General features: G+C 59.1%; 15 protein-coding genes, 1 tRNA gene and 1 riboswitch. Of the genes, 11 read left to right on the forward strand and 5 right to left on the reverse strand.

All coding sequences use genetic code 11. From position 1 onward, the window contains the following. Nucleotides 1-238 precede the first annotated feature (238 nt). From ftcD to AC3YUO_RS07030, 6 genes are all read left to right on the forward strand, one after another. Nucleotides 239-1,153: a glutamate formimidoyltransferase gene (gene ftcD / locus AC3YUO_RS07005; protein WP_118642259.1), complete on the forward strand. Its 915-nt coding sequence runs from the start codon at nucleotides 239-241 to the stop codon at nucleotides 1,151-1,153. A gap of 32 nt (nucleotides 1,154-1,185) precedes the next feature. Further along, on the forward strand, nucleotides 1,186-1,824 hold the full coding sequence (locus tag AC3YUO_RS07010) for a cyclodeaminase/cyclohydrolase family protein (RefSeq protein WP_118642257.1): 639 nt from the start codon (nucleotides 1,186-1,188) through the stop codon (nucleotides 1,822-1,824). A gap of 66 nt (nucleotides 1,825-1,890) precedes the next feature. Continuing rightward, nucleotides 1,891-1,986, forward strand: a riboswitch (THF riboswitch). 50 nt (nucleotides 1,987-2,036) lie between these two features. Beyond that, complete coding sequence (locus AC3YUO_RS07015) at nucleotides 2,037-2,585, forward strand: folate family ECF transporter S component (protein ID WP_489962317.1); 549 nt, start codon at nucleotides 2,037-2,039, stop codon at nucleotides 2,583-2,585. Nucleotides 2,586-2,609: 24 nt separating this feature from the next. Beyond that, entirely contained in the window at nucleotides 2,610-3,209 is a 600-nt protein-coding gene (locus AC3YUO_RS07020) for a HutD family protein (protein WP_489962318.1), read from the forward strand. A 32-nt stretch (nucleotides 3,210-3,241) separates the two neighbouring features. Continuing rightward, nucleotides 3,242-4,117: a bifunctional 5,10-methylenetetrahydrofolate dehydrogenase/5,10-methenyltetrahydrofolate cyclohydrolase gene (locus AC3YUO_RS07025; RefSeq protein WP_489962319.1), complete on the forward strand. Its 876-nt coding sequence runs from the start codon at nucleotides 3,242-3,244 to the stop codon at nucleotides 4,115-4,117. 32 nt (nucleotides 4,118-4,149) lie between these two features. Next, nucleotides 4,150-5,418 (forward strand): bifunctional folylpolyglutamate synthase/dihydrofolate synthase, encoded by a 1,269-nt coding sequence (locus tag AC3YUO_RS07030; protein WP_489962320.1) that lies wholly within the window; start codon nucleotides 4,150-4,152, stop codon nucleotides 5,416-5,418. Between the two features lie 55 nt (nucleotides 5,419-5,473). Here AC3YUO_RS07030 and AC3YUO_RS07035 read toward each other — a convergent pair whose 3' ends face one another. From AC3YUO_RS07035 to rsmA, 3 genes are all read right to left on the reverse strand, one after another. Continuing rightward, the gene (locus tag AC3YUO_RS07035; protein WP_489962321.1) at nucleotides 5,474-6,148 is read right to left on the reverse strand and encodes a YoaK family protein; all 675 of its coding nucleotides are present in this window, start codon (nucleotides 6,146-6,148) and stop codon (nucleotides 5,474-5,476) included. 74 nt (nucleotides 6,149-6,222) lie between these two features. Then, on the reverse strand, nucleotides 6,223-7,830 hold the full coding sequence (gene pckA, locus AC3YUO_RS07040) for a phosphoenolpyruvate carboxykinase (ATP) (RefSeq protein WP_489962322.1): 1,608 nt from the start codon (nucleotides 7,828-7,830) through the stop codon (nucleotides 6,223-6,225). Nucleotides 7,831-8,008: 178 nt separating this feature from the next. Beyond that, a complete protein-coding gene (gene rsmA / locus AC3YUO_RS07045; protein ID WP_489962323.1) occupies nucleotides 8,009-8,890 on the reverse strand; it encodes a 16S rRNA (adenine(1518)-N(6)/adenine(1519)-N(6))-dimethyltransferase RsmA in 882 nt (293 codons plus the stop codon). Nucleotides 8,891-9,115: 225 nt separating this feature from the next. On the opposite strand from rsmA, the gene AC3YUO_RS07050 reads away from it, so the two are divergent. Together AC3YUO_RS07050 and AC3YUO_RS07055 are read left to right on the forward strand one after the other, a co-directional pair. Further along, nucleotides 9,116-10,018 carry a hypothetical protein gene (locus AC3YUO_RS07050; RefSeq protein WP_489962324.1) on the forward strand — a complete coding sequence of 301 codons (903 nt, stop codon included), beginning with the start codon at nucleotides 9,116-9,118 and terminating at the stop codon, nucleotides 10,016-10,018. Nucleotides 10,019-10,141: 123 nt separating this feature from the next. After that, nucleotides 10,142-10,732: a hypothetical protein gene (locus tag AC3YUO_RS07055; protein WP_489962325.1), complete on the forward strand. Its 591-nt coding sequence runs from the start codon at nucleotides 10,142-10,144 to the stop codon at nucleotides 10,730-10,732. 18 nt (nucleotides 10,733-10,750) lie between these two features. On the opposite strand, the gene AC3YUO_RS07060 is transcribed toward AC3YUO_RS07055, so the two are convergent. Both AC3YUO_RS07060 and AC3YUO_RS07065 read right to left on the reverse strand, forming a co-directional pair. After that, nucleotides 10,751-12,835 carry a histidine kinase dimerization/phospho-acceptor domain-containing protein gene (locus tag AC3YUO_RS07060; protein ID WP_489962326.1) on the reverse strand — a complete coding sequence of 695 codons (2,085 nt, stop codon included), beginning with the start codon at nucleotides 12,833-12,835 and terminating at the stop codon, nucleotides 10,751-10,753. Then, entirely contained in the window at nucleotides 12,835-13,530 is a 696-nt protein-coding gene (locus AC3YUO_RS07065) for a response regulator transcription factor (RefSeq protein ID WP_489962327.1), read from the reverse strand. The genes AC3YUO_RS07060 and AC3YUO_RS07065 overlap by 1 nt, the downstream gene beginning before the upstream one ends. A 285-nt stretch (nucleotides 13,531-13,815) precedes the next feature. Here AC3YUO_RS07065 and AC3YUO_RS07070 point away from each other — a divergent pair. From AC3YUO_RS07070 to AC3YUO_RS07080, 3 genes are all read left to right on the forward strand, one after another. After that, nucleotides 13,816-13,892: transfer RNA gene (locus AC3YUO_RS07070), tRNA-Arg, on the forward strand. Between the two features lie 242 nt (nucleotides 13,893-14,134). Continuing rightward, nucleotides 14,135-15,889, forward strand: a complete 1,755-nt coding sequence (locus AC3YUO_RS07075) for an FtsW/RodA/SpoVE family cell cycle protein (protein ID WP_489962328.1) — start codon at nucleotides 14,135-14,137, stop codon at nucleotides 15,887-15,889. After that, complete coding sequence (locus tag AC3YUO_RS07080) at nucleotides 15,886-17,259, forward strand: penicillin-binding transpeptidase domain-containing protein (protein WP_489962329.1); 1,374 nt, start codon at nucleotides 15,886-15,888, stop codon at nucleotides 17,257-17,259. Before AC3YUO_RS07075 ends, AC3YUO_RS07080 begins: the two co-directional genes overlap by 4 nt. Nucleotides 17,260-17,289: the final 30 nt, after the last annotated feature.

The following is a 17,289-nucleotide window of genomic DNA, read 5'->3' on the forward strand; positions in this document are numbered from 1 at the left end:
CCAAAGTCCCCAAAAGCCCTTTCCTTCGTTAAGTGAAAAACCGCTATCCACTTAACGAAACAAAGCCCGGGCTGAAAAATGGGTAATAGAAGTCATTTACGAAACGGCTGGCTTGGACTAAAATGGGACTATAAAAAGCGTCTGGATGCTTGCCGGCTGGCAGCGGAATTCAGCAGCTTTTCAGTGAACACCTGGGAGTACCCCAGAAAAAACAATATAATGTATGGAGGAATCAGACATGGCTAAGCTCGTAGAGTGCATCCCCAACTTTAGCTGCAGCAAGGAAAAGGACGAGGCTACCTACAACGCCCTGGTGGAGGCTGCCAACAGCGTGCCCGGCTGTACCCTGTTCGATGCCCAGACCGACGGCAACCACAACCGCTGCGTGTTCACCCTCATCGGCGAACTCAGCGCCATTGAGGAAGTGGCTTTCCGCCTGACCAAGGTAGCCACCGAGCGCATCGACATGAACAAGCACAAGGGTGAGCACAAGCGTATGGGTGCCACCGACGTTATCCCCTTCGTACCCCAGTCCAAGGACGTCACCGTTGAGGAGTGCGTGGAGCTGTCCAAGCGCGTGGCCCAGCGTATCTGGGACGAGCTGAAGGTTCCCTCCTTCCTGTATGAGGACTCCGCTACCCGTCCTGAGCGCCGCAACCTGGCTACCTGCCGCAAGGGCGAGTTCGAGGGCATGCCCGAGAAGCTGCTGCAGCCCGACTGGGCTCCCGACTACGGCGAGCGGAAGATTCACCCCACTGCCGGTATCACTGCCATCGGCGCCCGTATGCCCCTGGTTGCCTTCAACATCAACCTGGCCACTTCCGACGTCGAGGTCGCCAAGAAGATCGCCAAGGTCATCCGTGGTTCCTCCGGCGGCTTCCGCAGCTGCAAGGCCATGGGCTTCATGATGGAGGACCGCGGCATCGCCCAGGTTTCCATGAACATGGTCAACTATGAGGACACCCCCCTGTACGTTGTCTATGAGATGGTTAAGTCCCTGGCTGAGCGCTACGGCACCTACATCATCGACAGCGAGATCGTGGGTCTGACCCCCGCCAAGGCCATGATCGACTGCGCTGAGTTCTATCTGAAGGCCAAGGACTTCGATTGCCACAACCAGATCATGGAGTATCACCTCCTGGACATGAAGTAAGAAAAGACGGAAACGAAAAGGAGAAGAACGACATGAAGAAATTAGCCGAGCTGCAGACTGCTGAGTTTGTTGACCTGCTGGCCTCCGACGCTCCCGCTCCTGGCGGCGGCTCTGCCGCTGCTCTGGAGGGTGCCCTGGGCGCCGCCCTCACCGCCATGGTGTGTGGCCTGACCACTGTGGGCAAGAGCAAGGAGAAGTATGCCGAGTATCAGGAGTTCGTGATTGAGAGCCAGAAGAAGGCCACCGACCTGAAGGTACGCTTTGTGGACGTGATGGACCGCGACACCGAGGCTTTCAACGTGGTTTCCGCCGCCTTCGGTATGCCCAAGGCTACCGACGAGGAGAAGGCTGCCCGCTCCGCCGCCATCCAGAAGGGCCTGGAGGGCTGCACCGCCACTCCCTTTGAGATGATGGAGCTGGCCACCGAGACCCTGGAGCTGACCGCTTCCCTGCTGGGCAAGACCAACGACAGCGCCGCCAGCGACCTGGGCGTGTCCGCCCTGTCCCTGCGCGCCGCCATCCAGGGCGCCTGGCTGAACGTCCTCATCAACATCGGCTCCCTGAAGAACAAGGAGCTGGCCGAGGACTACCGCAAGAAGGGCGAGGCCATGCTGGCCAAGGCTCTGCCCCTGGCCGATCAGATTTACCAGAACGTTCTGGAGCAGATGTAATTTTTTCGGGGTGAGCGTCGGCAGGTCGCCTGTCGGCGCCGCCCCTTTTTTAATTGAATAAGAATTGACAGAGTAGATGCAGTGCGTTAAGTGCCATCGGATGGGAGGTTGCCGGTGGACGAAGGGACGAAAAGCCCGCGTTGCTGTGTCGCGTCCGCTGCCATGGGGAGCTTGCTCCTTTCATGGCAACACGCCATGAAAGGAGTATTTTTATGAAAAAAGTGAATAGTAAGGTCCTGTGTCAGATGGCCATTTTGACCGCGGTGTACGTGCTGCTGAGCATGACGCTGGTCATCCGCCTGGCAAACTGGAAGCTGACCTTTGTGGCTCTGCCCGTGGTGGTGGCCGTTCTGCTGCTGGGCACTGGGGGAGCCTGCGTGGTGGCCCTGGTGGGTGAATTCCTCAGCCAGCTGCTCACCATGGGTCTGATGCACACCACCATCATCTGGATCTGGCCTCCTATCGGCTGGGCCCTGGTGGTTGGTATTGTTGCGGGCCGCGTGAAGCGTCAGGGCGGACATCTGGAGGACAAAATTGGCCTTTGCTACGGCGCGTGCATTGGGGGTGCCCTGGTCAGCGGGTGCATGAATACCCTGGCCCTGTGGCTGGACAGCCTCATCAACCACTACTATACCTTTGCTATGGTTTTTGGAAGTGTGGTGTTCCGCCTGCCCAAGGATATTGTGGTCGCCCTGATTGTAGCCGCCCTCGCCATCCCCCTGATGAAGGTGCTGCGCCGGAATGGAATGGCCGTGAACTAAACGCTGAGGGAAGGAAGTCTTAATATGGAATGGACCCTGCTTACCCAAGAAGACTATATCACCACCAGCTGGTCGGGTGGAACCACCACCCAGCTGGCCATTGCGCCGGAGGGGGCGGTATACGCCGACCGGGATTTCCTGTGGCGCTTCAGCTCCGCCGGAGTGGATCTGGAGCACTCGGATTTCACCCCCCTGCCCGACTATAACCGCCTCATCGCCACCTTGAAGGGCGGCCTGGATATGAAGGTGGGGGAGGGGGAGCGCTTCTCCCTGGTGCCCTATCAGGTGTACTCCTTTGACGGCGGCGTGCCCGTGGAGTCCTGGGGCCGGTGCACCGATTTCAATCTGATGCTGCGCAAGGGCCAGTGCGAGGGTACCCTCCAGGCGCTGACGCTGGCGGCGGGAGCGGCCCTCAGCTGGACGGCTCCGGTTTCCGCGCCTCAGAGCTTTTCCAATCGCACCCTTGCCATCTACTGCGGCGAGGGCGAGGTAACCCTGCCCGAGGAAGGAAAGACCGTGAAGGCCGGCCAGTTCCTGCTGTGCCGCCAGGCGGAGGACAAGCCCGTCCGGCTGGAGAGCGCCCAGGGTGCTCAGCTGATGACGGCCGTGATCTATACCCGCTGAAGAGCGGGAAAGGGGAAAGGAGCGGAAAGCCCATGGCAAAGCTGTTGTCCGGCGTGCCGGTGAGCGAGGATCTCTGTACGCGAATTGCCCGGGGGGTAGCCCTGCTGCGGGAACGGGAGGTGACTCCCACCCTGGGGATTGTGCGGGTGGGCGCCCGACCCGCCGATGTGAGCTATGAGCGGGGCGCCACCAAGCGGGCCCAGGCCCTGGGGGTTGCGGTGTCCCGGACACTCCTCCCGGAGGACGTGAGCGCCCATGAGCTGACTCAGGTCCTGGAGGAGATCAACGGGAACAGCCGCATCCACGGCTGCCTGCTGTTCCGCCCCTTGCCTCCCCATCTGAATATTCCCGAGGTGCTGGGGATTCTGACCACGGAGAAGGACATTGACGCCATGACCGGCGCCTCCATGGGCGGGCTGGTGTTCCAGGGAATGGCGGGCTTCCCGCCCTGCACTGCCTCCGCCTGCCTGGAGCTTCTGCGCTACTACCAGGTGGCACTGAAGGGAAAAAATGTAGTCATTGTAGGCACGGGCGTCACCGTGGGGATGCCCACTGCCATTTTGCTGATGAATCAGGGGGCCACCGTGTCTGCCTGTAACATCTTCACCGACCCGGAGCGGCTTCGTGAGCTGTGTCAGGGGGCGGACGTGATCATTTCCGCCGCCGGTAAGGCGGGCCTCATCGGTCGGGAGCATGTGCGTCCCGGCCAGGTTGTGGTGGACGTGGGCGTCAGCCCGGGACCGGACGGGAAGCTCCACGGAGATGTGGACTTTGAGGCGGTGGAGCCCATTGTGGCCGCCATTACCCCCGTGCCCGGGGGCGTGGGAGCCGTAACCTCCACGGTTCTCTCCGCCCACACGGTGGAGGCAGCCCTGCGGTCTCAGGGTATTTTGGAGAAGCTGCTGTAAGGATAAGCGGCACAGAGAAGGAGCAGATTTCTATGACAGGTCAGGAAGCGGTTGATCTCATTCATGAGCGTGCATGGACCGGACGCAAGCCGGGACTGAGCCGCACGTTCGCGCTGCTGGAGCTGCTGGGCAATCCCCAGGAGCGGCTGAAGTTTGTCCACATTACCGGCACCAACGGCAAGGGGTCCACGGCGGCCATGGTGTCCTCGGTTCTCACCCAGGCGGGGCTGCGGACCGGACTTTATACCTCGCCCCATCTCTGGACCTTCCATGAGCGGTTTCAGGTGGATGGCGTGCCAATCTCCGACGAGCTGCTGGGCGAGCTGGGGGAGCTGGTGCTGAAGGCCGGCGAGGGCATGGAGGATCCCCCCACGGAGTTTGAATTGATGACAGCCCTGGGCATGGAATTTTTCCTGCGGGCGGGCTGTGACATCGTGGTGCTGGAGGTGGGCCTGGGCGGCCGCCTGGATTCCACCAACGTGATTCCCGCCCCCGAGGTTGCGGTGATCACCAACATCGGCCTGGAGCACACCCAGGAGCTGGGCAACACCTGTGCCCTCATCGCCCACGAGAAGGCCGGTATCATCAAGCCGGGCAGCTCCGCGGTTCTCTACCACCAGAGCCGTGAGGTGGAGGAAGTGGTGGAGGAGGCCTGCAAAGCGGCAGGCTGCCCCCTCACCATCACCGCCCCCGACACTTTGGAGGTGCTGGAGACCGGCCGGGACGGCCATACCTTCCGCTACCGCGGAAAGGGGCCCTACCACATTTCTCTGCTGGGCCGTCACCAGCTCTATAACGCCACTGTGGCCTTGGATACGGTGTGGGCCATGGAGGCCCGGGGCTGGAAAATTGATGAGCAGGCGGTCACGCAGGGCCTTCAGAAGGCGGTGTGGCCTGCACGCATGGAGCTGGCCCGCCGCAGCCCTGACGTGCTGCTGGACGGCGGCCACAATCCCCAGTGCATGGCCGCCCTCCATATCGCTCTGGAGGAGCTGTACCCGGAGAAGAAGATTATCTTCCTCACCGGTGTCCTGGGGGATAAGGACTACCCGGATATGGTGGGGGAGATGCTGCCCCTGGCCAAGTCCTTTGTCACCATCACCCCGGACAGCCCCCGGGCCCTCACCGCGCAGGAGCTTGCAGACTATCTGAAAAGTCTGGGTGCCCAGGCCCAGCCCTGCGAGACCACAGCCCAGGGCCTGGAACAGGCCCTGGCTCTGGCGGGACCGGAGGATGTGGTGTGCGCCTGCGGATCCCTCTATATGATTGGTGAGGTGCGCCATCTGCTGGGTCTGTGCTGAGCCTGAACCATTCCGAACGAAAAAAGCCTCCGGCCTGCTGGCCGGAGGCTTTTTTTCAGGATTTGCCCATTCGCTGGGAGCGGAACATCAGACCGAATGCAGTCAGCAGGGGAATGCAGGCCAACAGCACGGTGCGTCCCTTCATCCAGGGGGAGAAGAGGCCGCTGAGAATGGCGCCGGTGACGAAGGAGAGGATCAGACCGTAATAGAGCATGGCCTTGGGAGCGGACTGGCTGTCCGGCACGGTGAGGTGGCGGAAGAGGTGCTCAGTCCCGCTGCGCAGGTTGCCGGTGCACATGGTGGTGGCACAGGCGCAGCCATGGAATTTCCGGAAGCTCTCGATCTGCACCGCGCTGGTGAAGGAGATGAGCATGTTGGCCACGGGGTCCAGGCCGCCCTGAGGCAGGAAGGAGACCAGCACCAGCACACCGCACTCCACCAGCAGTATGGGCTGCCGCCAGTGGAGGTGTCCGGCATTGGGCCCCATCTGACGGCGGAGCAGCTCTGTGGCCAGGACGCCGGCGGCAAAGGCCAGAATAGGCAGCAGATAGTGGAGCACCTGCTGCCAGTTTCCCTGGGACAGGTTGATGCCCAGCAGGACCAGGTTGCCCGTCTCAGCGGTGGCAAAGACCTGTCCCCGGTTCAAGTAGCTGTATGAGTCCAGAATTCCCCCGGCCAGAGCCAGCAGCAGGCCCACGGGGAGGGATTCTGAAGTCTGGTATTTTCTCATGTGGTCTGTCCCCTCTCAGGCAAAAATCAGGGCGCCGCGCTGCGGCGCCCTGATTTCGTTTTATGCAGGACCGATTACTCAGCCTTGGGGCCGGCGGCGACCAGAGCCTTGCCGGCGTCGTTGGTGGTGTACTTGGCGAAGTTCTTCACGAAGCGGGAAGCCAGGTCCTTGGCCTTGGTGTCCCACTCGGTGGGATCGGCGTAAGTATTGCGGGGGTCGAGGATGTTGGTGTCCACACCGGGCAGAGCGGTGGGAACCTCGAAGTTGAAGTAGGGGATGGTCTTGGTCTCGGCCTTCAGGATGGAGCCATCCAGAATGGCGTCGATGATGCCGCGGGTGTCCTTGATGGAGATGCGCTTGCCGGTGCCGTTCCAGCCGGTGTTCACCAGGTAGGCCTTGGCGCCGCTCTTCTGCATCTTCTTGACCAGCTCCTCACCGTACTTGGTGGGGTGCAGCTCCAGGAAGGCCTGGCCGAAGCAGGCAGAGAAGGTGGGGGTGGGCTCGGTGATGCCGCGCTCGGTGCCGGCCAGCTTGGAGGTGAAGCCGGACAGGAAGTAGTACTGGGTCTGCTCCGGGGTCAGGATGGACACGGGGGGCAGCACGCCGAAGGCGTCGGCGGACAGGAAGATGACGTTCTTGGCGTCGGGGCCGGCGGACACGGGACGGACAATCTTCTCAATGTGATCGATGGGGTAGGACACACGGGTGTTCTCGGTCACAGAGCTGTCGGCAAAGTCACAGTGGCCGTTCTCGTCCACGGTGACGTTCTCCAGCAGAGCGTTGCGCTTGATGGCGTTGTAGATGTCGGGCTCGGCGTCCTTGTCCAGGTTGATGACCTTGGCATAGCAGCCGCCCTCGAAGTTGAAGACGCCGTTGTCGTCCCAGCCGTGCTCGTCATCGCCGATGAGCAGACGCTTGGGGTCGGTGGACAGGGTGGTCTTGCCGGTGCCGCTGAGGCCGAAGAACAGAGCGGTGTTCTCGCCGTTCATGTCGGTGTTGGCGGAGCAGTGCATGGAGGCCATGCCCTTCAGGGGCAGGTAGTAGTTCATCATGGAGAACATGCCCTTCTTCATCTCACCGCCGTACCAGGTGTTCAGAATGACCTGCTCACGGGAGGTGAGGTTGAAGATGGCAGCGGTCTCGGAATTGAGGCCCAGCTCCTTGTAGTTGGTGACCCTGGCCTTGGCGGCGTTGTAGGAAATGAAGTCAGGCTCGAAGTTCTCCAGCTCCTCAGCGGTGGGCTCGATGAACATGTTCTTCACGAAGTGAGCCTGCCAAGCCACCTCCATGATGAAGCGGATGGCCATGCGGGAGTCGTGGTTGGCGCCGCAGAAGACGTCCATAACGTACAGCTTCTTGTTGGACAGCTGCTCCTGAGCCAGCTTCTTGCAGGCATTCCAGGCCTCCTGGGAGGCGGGCTTGTTGTCGTTCTTGAACTCGTCGGAGGTCCACCACACGGTGTCCTTAGAGATGTCATCGAGAACGATGAACTTGTCCTTGGGGGAGCGGCCGGTGTAGATGCCGGTCATAACATTGACGGCGCCCAGGTCGGTGACCTGTCCCTTGTCATAGCCCTCCAGACCGGGTTTGGTCTCTTCCTCAAACAGAGTTTCGTAGGAGGGGTTGTGGACGATCTCGGTGGCACCGGTGATACCGTACTTGCTCAGATCGATGGTTGCCATTTTGCATGACCTCTTTTCTAATGATGATCTTCCAGCCACAGGCAACAGCCTGCACAGAAACGGGAAGTCCCAAAAACATAACAACACTATAATACACGGCGGCTGAAACAAAGTCAATTGCTGGAACTACTGGAATTTAGTTATGGAATGTATTGCTTTTTGCTATCGGAGTGAAGTATTACTCCATCGGTGCGGAGAAATTTCCCTCGGCCCGGCGCAGCTCACGGGACAGGGCGGCGAAGTTGGACAGGGACAACCGCTCCCCGCGGACACTCTCCGGAAGGCCGCAGGCGGCAATGGCTCCAGCCAGTTCCTCCTTGCTCAGGGAGGAGCCCAGAGCGGAGCTGAGGCTGTTTACCAGCGTCTTCCGGCGCTGGGCAAAGGCGGCCCGCACCACCCGGAAGAAGTGCTGAGGGTCGTCCACCTCCGCCGGGGCGGGGCGGGGGGTGAGCCGCAGAACCGAGGAGGTCACCTTGGGGGCGGGGATAAAGCACTCCGGCCCCACGTCAAAAAGCAGCTCTGTTTTGGCATAGTACTGGCACAGCACGGAGAAGGCGCCGTAATCTGCCGTGCCCGGCTGGGCGCAGATGCGCTGGGCCACCTCACGCTGAATCATCACGGTGATGGCGGAGAAGCATCCAGCCTCCAGAAAGGTGGTGATGACCGGAGTGGTGATGTTGTAGGGCAGGTTGGCGCACACCATGGGACGAAGACCGGGCAGCTTTTCCGCCACCAGGGCGGGGAGGTCCAGCTTCATCACGTCTCCGGGAACAATTTCCACGTTGTTCCGGTCGGCCAGAGTTTCGGCCAGAATGGGCAGCAGGGAGCGGTCCAGCTCCACCGCAGCCACCCGATCAGCCAGCAGGGACAGCTCCCGGGTCAGAGGGCCGATGCCGGGGCCGATTTCCAGTACCCCGGTGCCGGGTCCCGCACCGGAGGCCTTGGCAATCTCCCTGGGTACCCAGGACTGGATGAGAAAATTCTGTCCCATCGATTTGGAGAAGCGAAAGCCGTGTCGGGCCAGCAGAGCTTTAATGTCGTTGATGTTGCACAGATCCATGGTCGGTCCCCCGTTTGTCAGTGGTGTCCCATATACTATAAAGGAAAAGGGCGGAGCGCGTCAATAGAAGGGGCGGAAGAATAGAAGAAATGGGGCCTATATGCAATATTTTCTGCCATTTTATGTCCGAAAGAGTAGCAGAGTCGAAAGCCACATGTTAAAATGAAATCAGAACAATCACCCATGTTTGCCGCCGTGTTGATTTTGATGCGAGGAGGGAGTGGAATGAAGCAGAGAAGTATGTGGATCAAAACGGTTTGCCTTTTGTGTCTGCTGCTGCCCCTGTTTTGCCTGCCCGTCCATGCCGATGTGGGGCCAAAGCCTTCAGTGACCATTACCCTGGAGGGAGTGGAAGGGCGGGAGTGCTGGGGAACCCTGCTGACGCCCCAGCGCTCCACCGGGCCTTACAGCGCATCAGGCAGTCTGGATTTATCGGAAGAGCTGGGAGCGGGAGAGCGGGAGGCCTGGGAGCAGTTTTTTAAACTGGGACAGGAGAACGGAGAGGAGCTCTCCTTTCTCAGCTATGTGGATGACTGCTCCGACGGGCAGTTCAGCTGGACCTACCGCCCGCCCTCGGAATTCCAACTGGCCCTTTGGTTTCCTGAGACCGAGACCCTGCTGGTCAGCGAGCGGGAGGGGCGTTACGCCTTTGACAGCTATTTCACCCTCTCCCTGAAGGGGATCCTTCTGGCGGAGGGGGAACAGACCGGGTTGCCCCTGGCCCACAGCTACCCCTATGGAAGGGAGCTTCTGGCCTTCCTGGGCCGGGTGGCTCTCACCGTTGGCATCGAGCTGCTGATCGCCTGGGGCGTGGGGTTCCGGAGCCGCCGACAGCTGAACATCATTCTGATTGCAAACCTGATTACCCAAGGGCTTCTGAATTTGGGGCTCAATCTTTACACCTACTTCTGCGGGGCACTGATCGGGATGGCCGGCATCCTCATGCTGCCGGTGTATCTGTTGGCCGAGCTGATGGTGGTGGCAGTGGAACTGAGCATTTACCGCCGCCTGCTGGCCGGGCGGGATGGGATGTCCCGGGAACGGGTGACGGCCTATACCTGGGCGGCCAATCTGCTGTCCCTGCTTGTGGGATATATCCTGTCTTTCCTGCTGCCCGGCCTGTTTTGAGCCCATGAGGGCTGTGCTGATAATATCTCGTACACAACAAGGGGGAACCTGCCAGAAAAAGAGCGGAAGAAGTTCATCGTATTTGCTGCCTTACGGACGACGATACTGTGAGGAGGAATTGGAATGAAAGAAAAAAGGAACCGCCTGAAAAAGTTTTGCCTTGTGTGCCTGCTGCTGTCCCTGTTCTGCCTGCCTGTCCACGCCGATGTGGCTCCCAAGCCCTCCATAACCGTGGAGCTGAAGGGCCTGGAGGGCCGAACCTGCTGGGGAACACTCCTCTCTGCCCAGGAGTCCACCGGCCGCTTCGGGGTGGTCGATTCCCTGGACCATCTTGAAAGGTATCCGGAGGAGGAGCGGGAGGCCAAAGAGCAGTTTTTCCGGCTGGGGCAGGAGAACGAGGAGGGGCTTTATTTTCTCAACTACATGTATGAATGCTCCGACGGTCAGTTTATCTGGTACTCCTACCCGCCCTCGGAATTTCAGTTGGCCCTGTGGTTTCCCGATACCAAGACTCTGCTGGTCAGCGAGACGGAGAAGCGCTACGCTTTTGACAGCTACTTTACCCTGTCTCTGGAGGAACTCACATTGACGCAGGGGGAGCAGACCGGACTGCCCCTGGCCCACAGCTACCCCTATGGGAAGGAGCTTTTGGCCTTTCTGGGGCGGGTGGCCCTTACCGTTGGAATCGAGGTGTTGGCGCCGCTGCGTTTATAACAGATAACAGAGTATAGATCAGTTTGCCTGAGGCAGGGAGACAGTAGCTTTGAAGAGGTCTCCGTCCACCGCCAGGTCGAAGGTGCCCCCCTGGAGCTCCGTAAGGCTGCGGGCGATGGAAAGGCCCAGGCCGGAGCCCTCGGTGGTACGGGACTCATCGCCCCGGACAAAGCGCTCCATCAGCCGCTCGGGCGGCACGTTCAGTGCCTCCCGGGAGATGTTTTTCACCGACAGGGACACCTGCCCCTTGCCGCGGACCAGGTCCAGATAGACCCGGGTGCCCTCCATGGCGTACTTGGCGCAGTTGGACAGCAGATTGTCAATGACCCGCCACAGGTGCCGGCCGTCGGCGTACACCCAGGTCTCACCCTCGGGCAGGTTGGACACTACGGTCAGCTTGCGCTCCTCCAGCTTTTCGGTCCACTCGCCCAGGGCCTGGTCCAGAAGCTGCCCCATGCTGATTTTTTCCCGGTTGACGCTCAGCGCGCCGGTGGACGCCTTGCTGGCCTCCACCAGGTCTTCGGTGAGCTTTTTCAGCCGCTGGGACTTGCGATCCAGCACCTCAATGTATTGCAGTGCCTTAGGGTCCTCCTGGCGGGTGGCCTTCAGGAGATTGACATAGTTTATAATGGAGGTAAGGGGCGTCTTCAGGTCGTGGGAGACGTTGGTGATGAGCTCGGCCTTGAACCGCTCGCTCTTCATCTGTTCGTCCACGGCGCTGGCCATGCCCGCGGAGATGTTGTTCAGATCCTCGGCGTAGAGCTTCAGATCTCGGGGCATATGCTGGGTTTCAATTTGGTGATTCAAATTGCCCGAGGCGATGGCCTGGCTGCCCTTGCGCAGACGGCGGAAATTAACGGTCCACCAACAGAGTGCCAGCAGAACGGCCAGATTAAGACACAGCCAGAGCCCGGTATAGAATTCGTTGTACTGTCCTTGGGTAAACAGGGTCAGGTTCAGGAAAAAGTAGATTAGAAACGCCATAATGACTCTCCAGGTCAGGGGAATACTAAGAATAAAATCACGGATGGTTAGAGCCAGCCACCGGACGACCAGACAAATCACAGAGGTTTTCACAAAAGAATGTGCTTTGCAGCGCACAGAAATGGTGCGCAGGAGAAGGGCTACACCACCGACTGCAAGAGCGGTCAGAAGAGAGACTGCGTAAATCACCAGGTTGGTTTCGGTTGTTGCCGAGTCAGCGACCGCAGAATAATAGGCATTGAGCAGAGACAGGAAGGTATCCGTTGCATGGAGGATCCCAAGAACCAGGAAATATATATAGACGAGGGTGGAGAGAAGGTAGATCTCCAGGAAAATACGCTCCTGCCAGGAGAAAACAATCTCCTCCTGTCCGGCCTTGTGTCCGGCAGTCCACAGAATATAGCCCAGAGCAACCAAAGCCAGAATTCCGCATACGCCGGCGCCGATTACCAAGGGGAGAAACTGGGCACTGGCGGTGGAGCAGCGCTGATACAGGGCGGAAAATTCGTCAGAGACTGTGTCCGGCGGCACGGAAGGTACGCCGTAAGCCAGAATATAGACGGGGGCAGAACTGGTCAAGGTTCCCAGAGTGCCCCGTCCCCCCCATATATCGTAGAGGGACAGGGAGCCCCATTCCATGGAGGAAGTACTCCATTGAAAGGAGCCATCCAGCTCAGAGATATTTTGAGTGGAGAGAATGGAATAATAGACCTGGTCCACGACCTGAGAAAGCCGTTCACCTTCGCCCAGATTAGACCGAAAAACATTGCCGTCTGAGGTGCGAAGCTGGTACCGGAAGGCAGTGGCCTCCGCGCTTAGATCCGTTTCGGCGGTCTGGATGTCATCCTGCAGCTGCATCAGATCCATCTCATCCTGGGTGTACGCAAGATCATTGGTCTGCAGGAAATCCCAATCGATAGAGTCAATAAAGTACTGAGCCAGCTGATCCCGCCGCTCCTGAAGCAGGGCAGAAAAGGCGGAGGTGCTCTGCCAGTCTCCCACCGCCAGAATGGCGGAAGAGGCGGCGGACAGTCCCATCTGTACTCCGGCGAAGGTAAAGACCAGAAGCAGAGCCCAGGACAACAGCTTGCCCACCGGGCTGCCCTGAATGCGCTTCATCACACCGTCCCCTTTTCCATCTTATAGCCCAGACCCCACACCACCTTCAGCCAGCGGGGATCGGCGGGATTGATTTCAATTTTCTCACGCAGGTGGCGGATGTGGACGGCCACGGTATTTTCCGAGCCGTAGGCCGGGTCGTTCCACACCTGCTCATAAATCTGGGCGGAGGAGAACACTTGACCCGGGTGGGACATGAGCAGCTTTAAAATATTGTACTCGATGGGGGTGAGGGCCACAGGCTCCCCATCGACACTGACCTGCTTGGCGCTGTCATCCATGGAGATGGGGCCAACCGTAAGAAGGCCGGGGCCCTTGTCTGCACCGCCCAGGCTGGTGTACCGGCGCAGCTGGGACTTGACCCGGGCAATGACCTCCAGGGGATTGAAGGGCTTTGTGATATAGTCGTCCGCCCCGATGTTTAGACCCAGAATCTTGTCCGAGTCCTCACTCTTTGCGGTGAGGAGGATGATGGGAACATTGCTGTCCTCACGGAGCTTGGCAGTGGCGCGGATGCCGTCCAGCTCCGGCATCATGATATCCATTAAAATCAGATGAATTTCGTTTTGTTCCACCGCCCGGATGGCTTCCCGGCCATTATAGGCTTTGATGGTGCGGTAGCCCTCGCTGGTCAGATAGATGTCCAGGGCGGAAACGATATCCTTGTCGTCGTCACAAATTAAAATGGTATACATGATTGTTTTTCCCCTGTCCCTTATAATTTCTTATTTGTAGCATAGCACAGACACTTTAAGTTGCAAGTGAGAAAATATTAAGAAGGATTTAAGATGCCAATGCCTTGGATTTAATCCACTATATCATGTTTTATGCCCACCCGCAACCGCGGCAAAAGGGGGAGTCACAGCCGGAGAAAAAATCAGAAAAGAAAAAACAAGAAAAATGAAAAAACCTCTTGCATTTTGAATTTAGGTGTGCTACAATAACTGAGCTGTCAGGGAGAACGGTTCTCCAAGCAGTATGCGGCTGTAGCTCAGTTGGATAGAGTGTTTGGCTACGAACCAAAAGGTCGGGGGTTCGAATCCCTTCAGCCGTACCAAAAGAAAGACACGACGAAAGTCGTGTCTTTCTTTTTTATACATGAACGAGAGACTCCTGCCGCTGCCTGAATTCCGAATTGGACGTGGTATAGCGGCCCCGGAATTATTTTTTACCATTTTGCGCTGTTTTTGGCTTGGCCGGGAGGGTACTTTGCAATCGGAAGAACTTGTGATAGAATAGCCCATATCCCAAAAGCAGCATGATGCTGCGTTTCTCTCTGTCCGAGAAAGGAGGACACTCTTGCTGGATTCTCTGTTTTTTCCCCAGGAGCTGCTGACGGCACTGGGGGAGGTCCTGGAGCAGAATCAATCGGCGCTGTGGTGGTACACCGCGCTGGTTCGATTTGTGTTTCCTATATTGGCTCTTTTGATTTTGGTGCGGGCCTTCCGGGGGCTCCTTCGGATGCGCCATACGCCGGAGTGCTGGGGCCAGCTGGCCCTGCCTGGGGGCGGCTCCATTCCGATTTGTCACTGGGAAAATATTTTAGGGCGGGCGCCCTTGGCGGACATCCGTCTGGATTTTCCCACCGTGTCCCGGCAGCATGCGGTGCTGGTGCGGAACGAGTCCGGAGCGTGGCAGATTACAGATCTGGGTTCCAAGGGCGGCACACAGGTCAACGGAACAGCTGTGGAGGGGACTGTACCCATTCAAATGGGCGACACCCTGTCCATGGGCGGCATTGAGCTGCTGTTTCTGCCCCTGTCCCGGGAGGAAGAGAGCAAGCTGCTTAGCCGGCGCCGCTCAGAGGGGCCGGTGTCCATGTGGCCCTCACTGCTGCTTCTGACGCTGTTTCAGATCCTGGCTGCGGTCCAGCTCCTTATCGGCAATCTGGAGGAGCGTGGACTGTATCCGCTGATGATGCTGGCGCTGACTGCCGTTATGTGGATTTATGTGCTGGTGATGCGGGGGCTGGGCAGCCGGGGCTTTGAGTTGGAGACCATCGCCTTTTTCCTGTCTACGCTGTCTCTGGCGGTGACCCTGTCCTCCTCTCCGGCGTCCGTGGTAAAGCAGCTGGTGGCGCTGGTGCTGGGACTGATTTTTCTGGTGGTTCTGGGTGTCTGGCTGCGGGATACCGCCCGGATTCAGAAGCTGCGCTGGCTTATGGCCGGACTGGCCATCGGCCTTTTGCTGGCCACGGTGGTGCTGGGCCAGACCAAATACGGGGCATCCAACTGGATTATCCTGGGCCCATTTTCCTTCCAGCCCTCGGAAATTGCCAAGATCTTTTACATTTTTGCCGGTGCGGCGGGACTGGAGCGCCTGTTCCGCAGACGGAACCTGTGGCTCTTTATGGTGATGACCGGGGCCTGCCTGCTGTGTCTGGCCAAAATGAGTGACTTTGGCACGGCAAGTATTTTCTTTGCCACTTTCCTGGTTATCGCATATCTGCGCTCGGGAGATTTTGCTACCCTGTCCCTCATCTGCGGCGGAGCGGTGTTTGCCGGGGCACTCATTCTCCAATTTAAACCCTATATTTTGCGCCGTTTTGCCTCCTGGGGGCACGCCTGGGAGGCGGCCTCCACCACCGGTTACCAGCAGACCCGGGCCATGTCGGCGGCGGCCTCCGGCGGTCTCGTGGGTATGGGGCCGGGGGAGGGCTGGCTGAAGAACATCGCGGCGGCGGATACCGATCTGGTGTTCGGTGTGCTGTGCGAGGAGTGGGGCCTTATCATTGCTCTGCTGGCGGTGCTGTCCATCCTGGTGCTGGCGCTGTTTGCCACCCGGGCCTGCCGCATGGGGCGGTGTGCCTTCCCCACCATTGCGGCCTGTGCGGCGGGATCGCTGTTTGTAGTTCAAACCATGCTCAATGTCTTTGGAGCCATGGACCTGCTGCCCCTCACGGGGGTTACCTTCCCCTTTGTGTCCAATGGCGGATCCGCCATGATTGCATCCTGGGGCCTGTTGGCCTTCTTAAAGGCGGCAGACACCCGGGAACGGGCCAGCTTTGCCATAGAGGGCGGCTTGCGTAAGGGGAAAGGAGGTGCCCGGACATGAAAAAACTGGAACGTCGGGCCCTGCTGTGCCTGGTCCTTGCCGGCTGTCTGCTGGCGGGCCTGGTGCTGTTTGTGGTGCTGTGGACGGTGCGGGGAGAACACTGGGCGTCCTCCGCCTTCAACCGCCACCTCTATAACAATCAGGGTATTTTGATGAGCGGTACGGTGCTGGACCGAAATGGTGAGGTGCTTACCACGGTGGACGAGGATGGAAACCGCGTCTATGTGGGGGATAAAACCAGAAGAACCTCCACGCTGCATGCGGTGGGCGACCTCTATGGTAACATCAGCACCGGGGCGCTCAGCGCCTTTGCCCAGAAGCTGACGGGCTATAACCTGTTTTTTGGTGCCTTTGGAGCGGAGCAAGGGGGCAATAACCTCTATCTCACCATAGATGCCGGGCTCAATGAGGTGGCCTATCAGGCTCTGAACGGGAAGAAGGGGACCGTGGCCGTCTACAACTACAAGACGGGGGAGATTCTCTGTATGGTTTCCTCTCCCGCCTACGACCCCATGAATATTCCCTCGGATCTGGAGGAGAATGAGAAATATGAAGGGGCCTACTTAAACCGCTTTTTGTCCTCCACCTTCACTCCGGGCTCTGTGTTCAAGACGGTGACACTGGCTGCTGCCCTGGAAGAAATCCCAGACCTGGAGAGTCGGACCTGGACCTGTGAGGGATCCACCCAGATTGGGGAAGGCGTGGTCACCTGTACCGCAGCCCACGGAGAGCAGGACATCTGGGATGCCCTGGCCAATTCCTGCAATGGGGTGTTTGGCCAGCTGGCGGTAGAGCTGGGCGGCGATACCCTGGAGCGCTACGCGGAGAAGGCGGGACTTACCAGCTCCTATTCCATCAACGGGATTTCCACCGCCAAAGGAAGCTTTTCCTTCGGTGACGATGTGTCCACCACCGACCTGGCCTGGGCAGGCGTGGGGCAATACCACGACAGCGTCAATCCCTGCGCCCTGATGATCTATATGGGGGCCATTGCCAATGGCGGCAAGGCAGCGGTGCCCTGCCTCATTCAGAAGGTGGAGAGCCCCGGCCTGCCCTCGCTGCCTCAGTTTACCCATAAGACCAAAACCCTGATTGATTCGGACACGGCGGAAAAGGTGTCGGAGATGATGATGAACAACGTACAGACCGCCTATGGGACCAAGCGCTTCCCCAATATGGAGCTGGGTGCAAAGTCGGGCACTGCGGAGGTTGGGTCGGAGGAGAAGCCCCACGCCTGGTTTGCCGGCTTTCTGGAAAATGAGGATGCTCCCTACGCCTTTGTGGTCCTTGTGGAGAACGGAGGCAGCGGAGCGGATGTGGCCGGTACTGTGGCCTCCAAGGTGCTGAAAGCGGCTCTGGAGCTGAACTGACGGACAAAGAAAACGAGCATGTTAAATATC

This window comes from Pseudoflavonifractor sp. HNCC25GI2 (genome assembly GCF_058136395.1).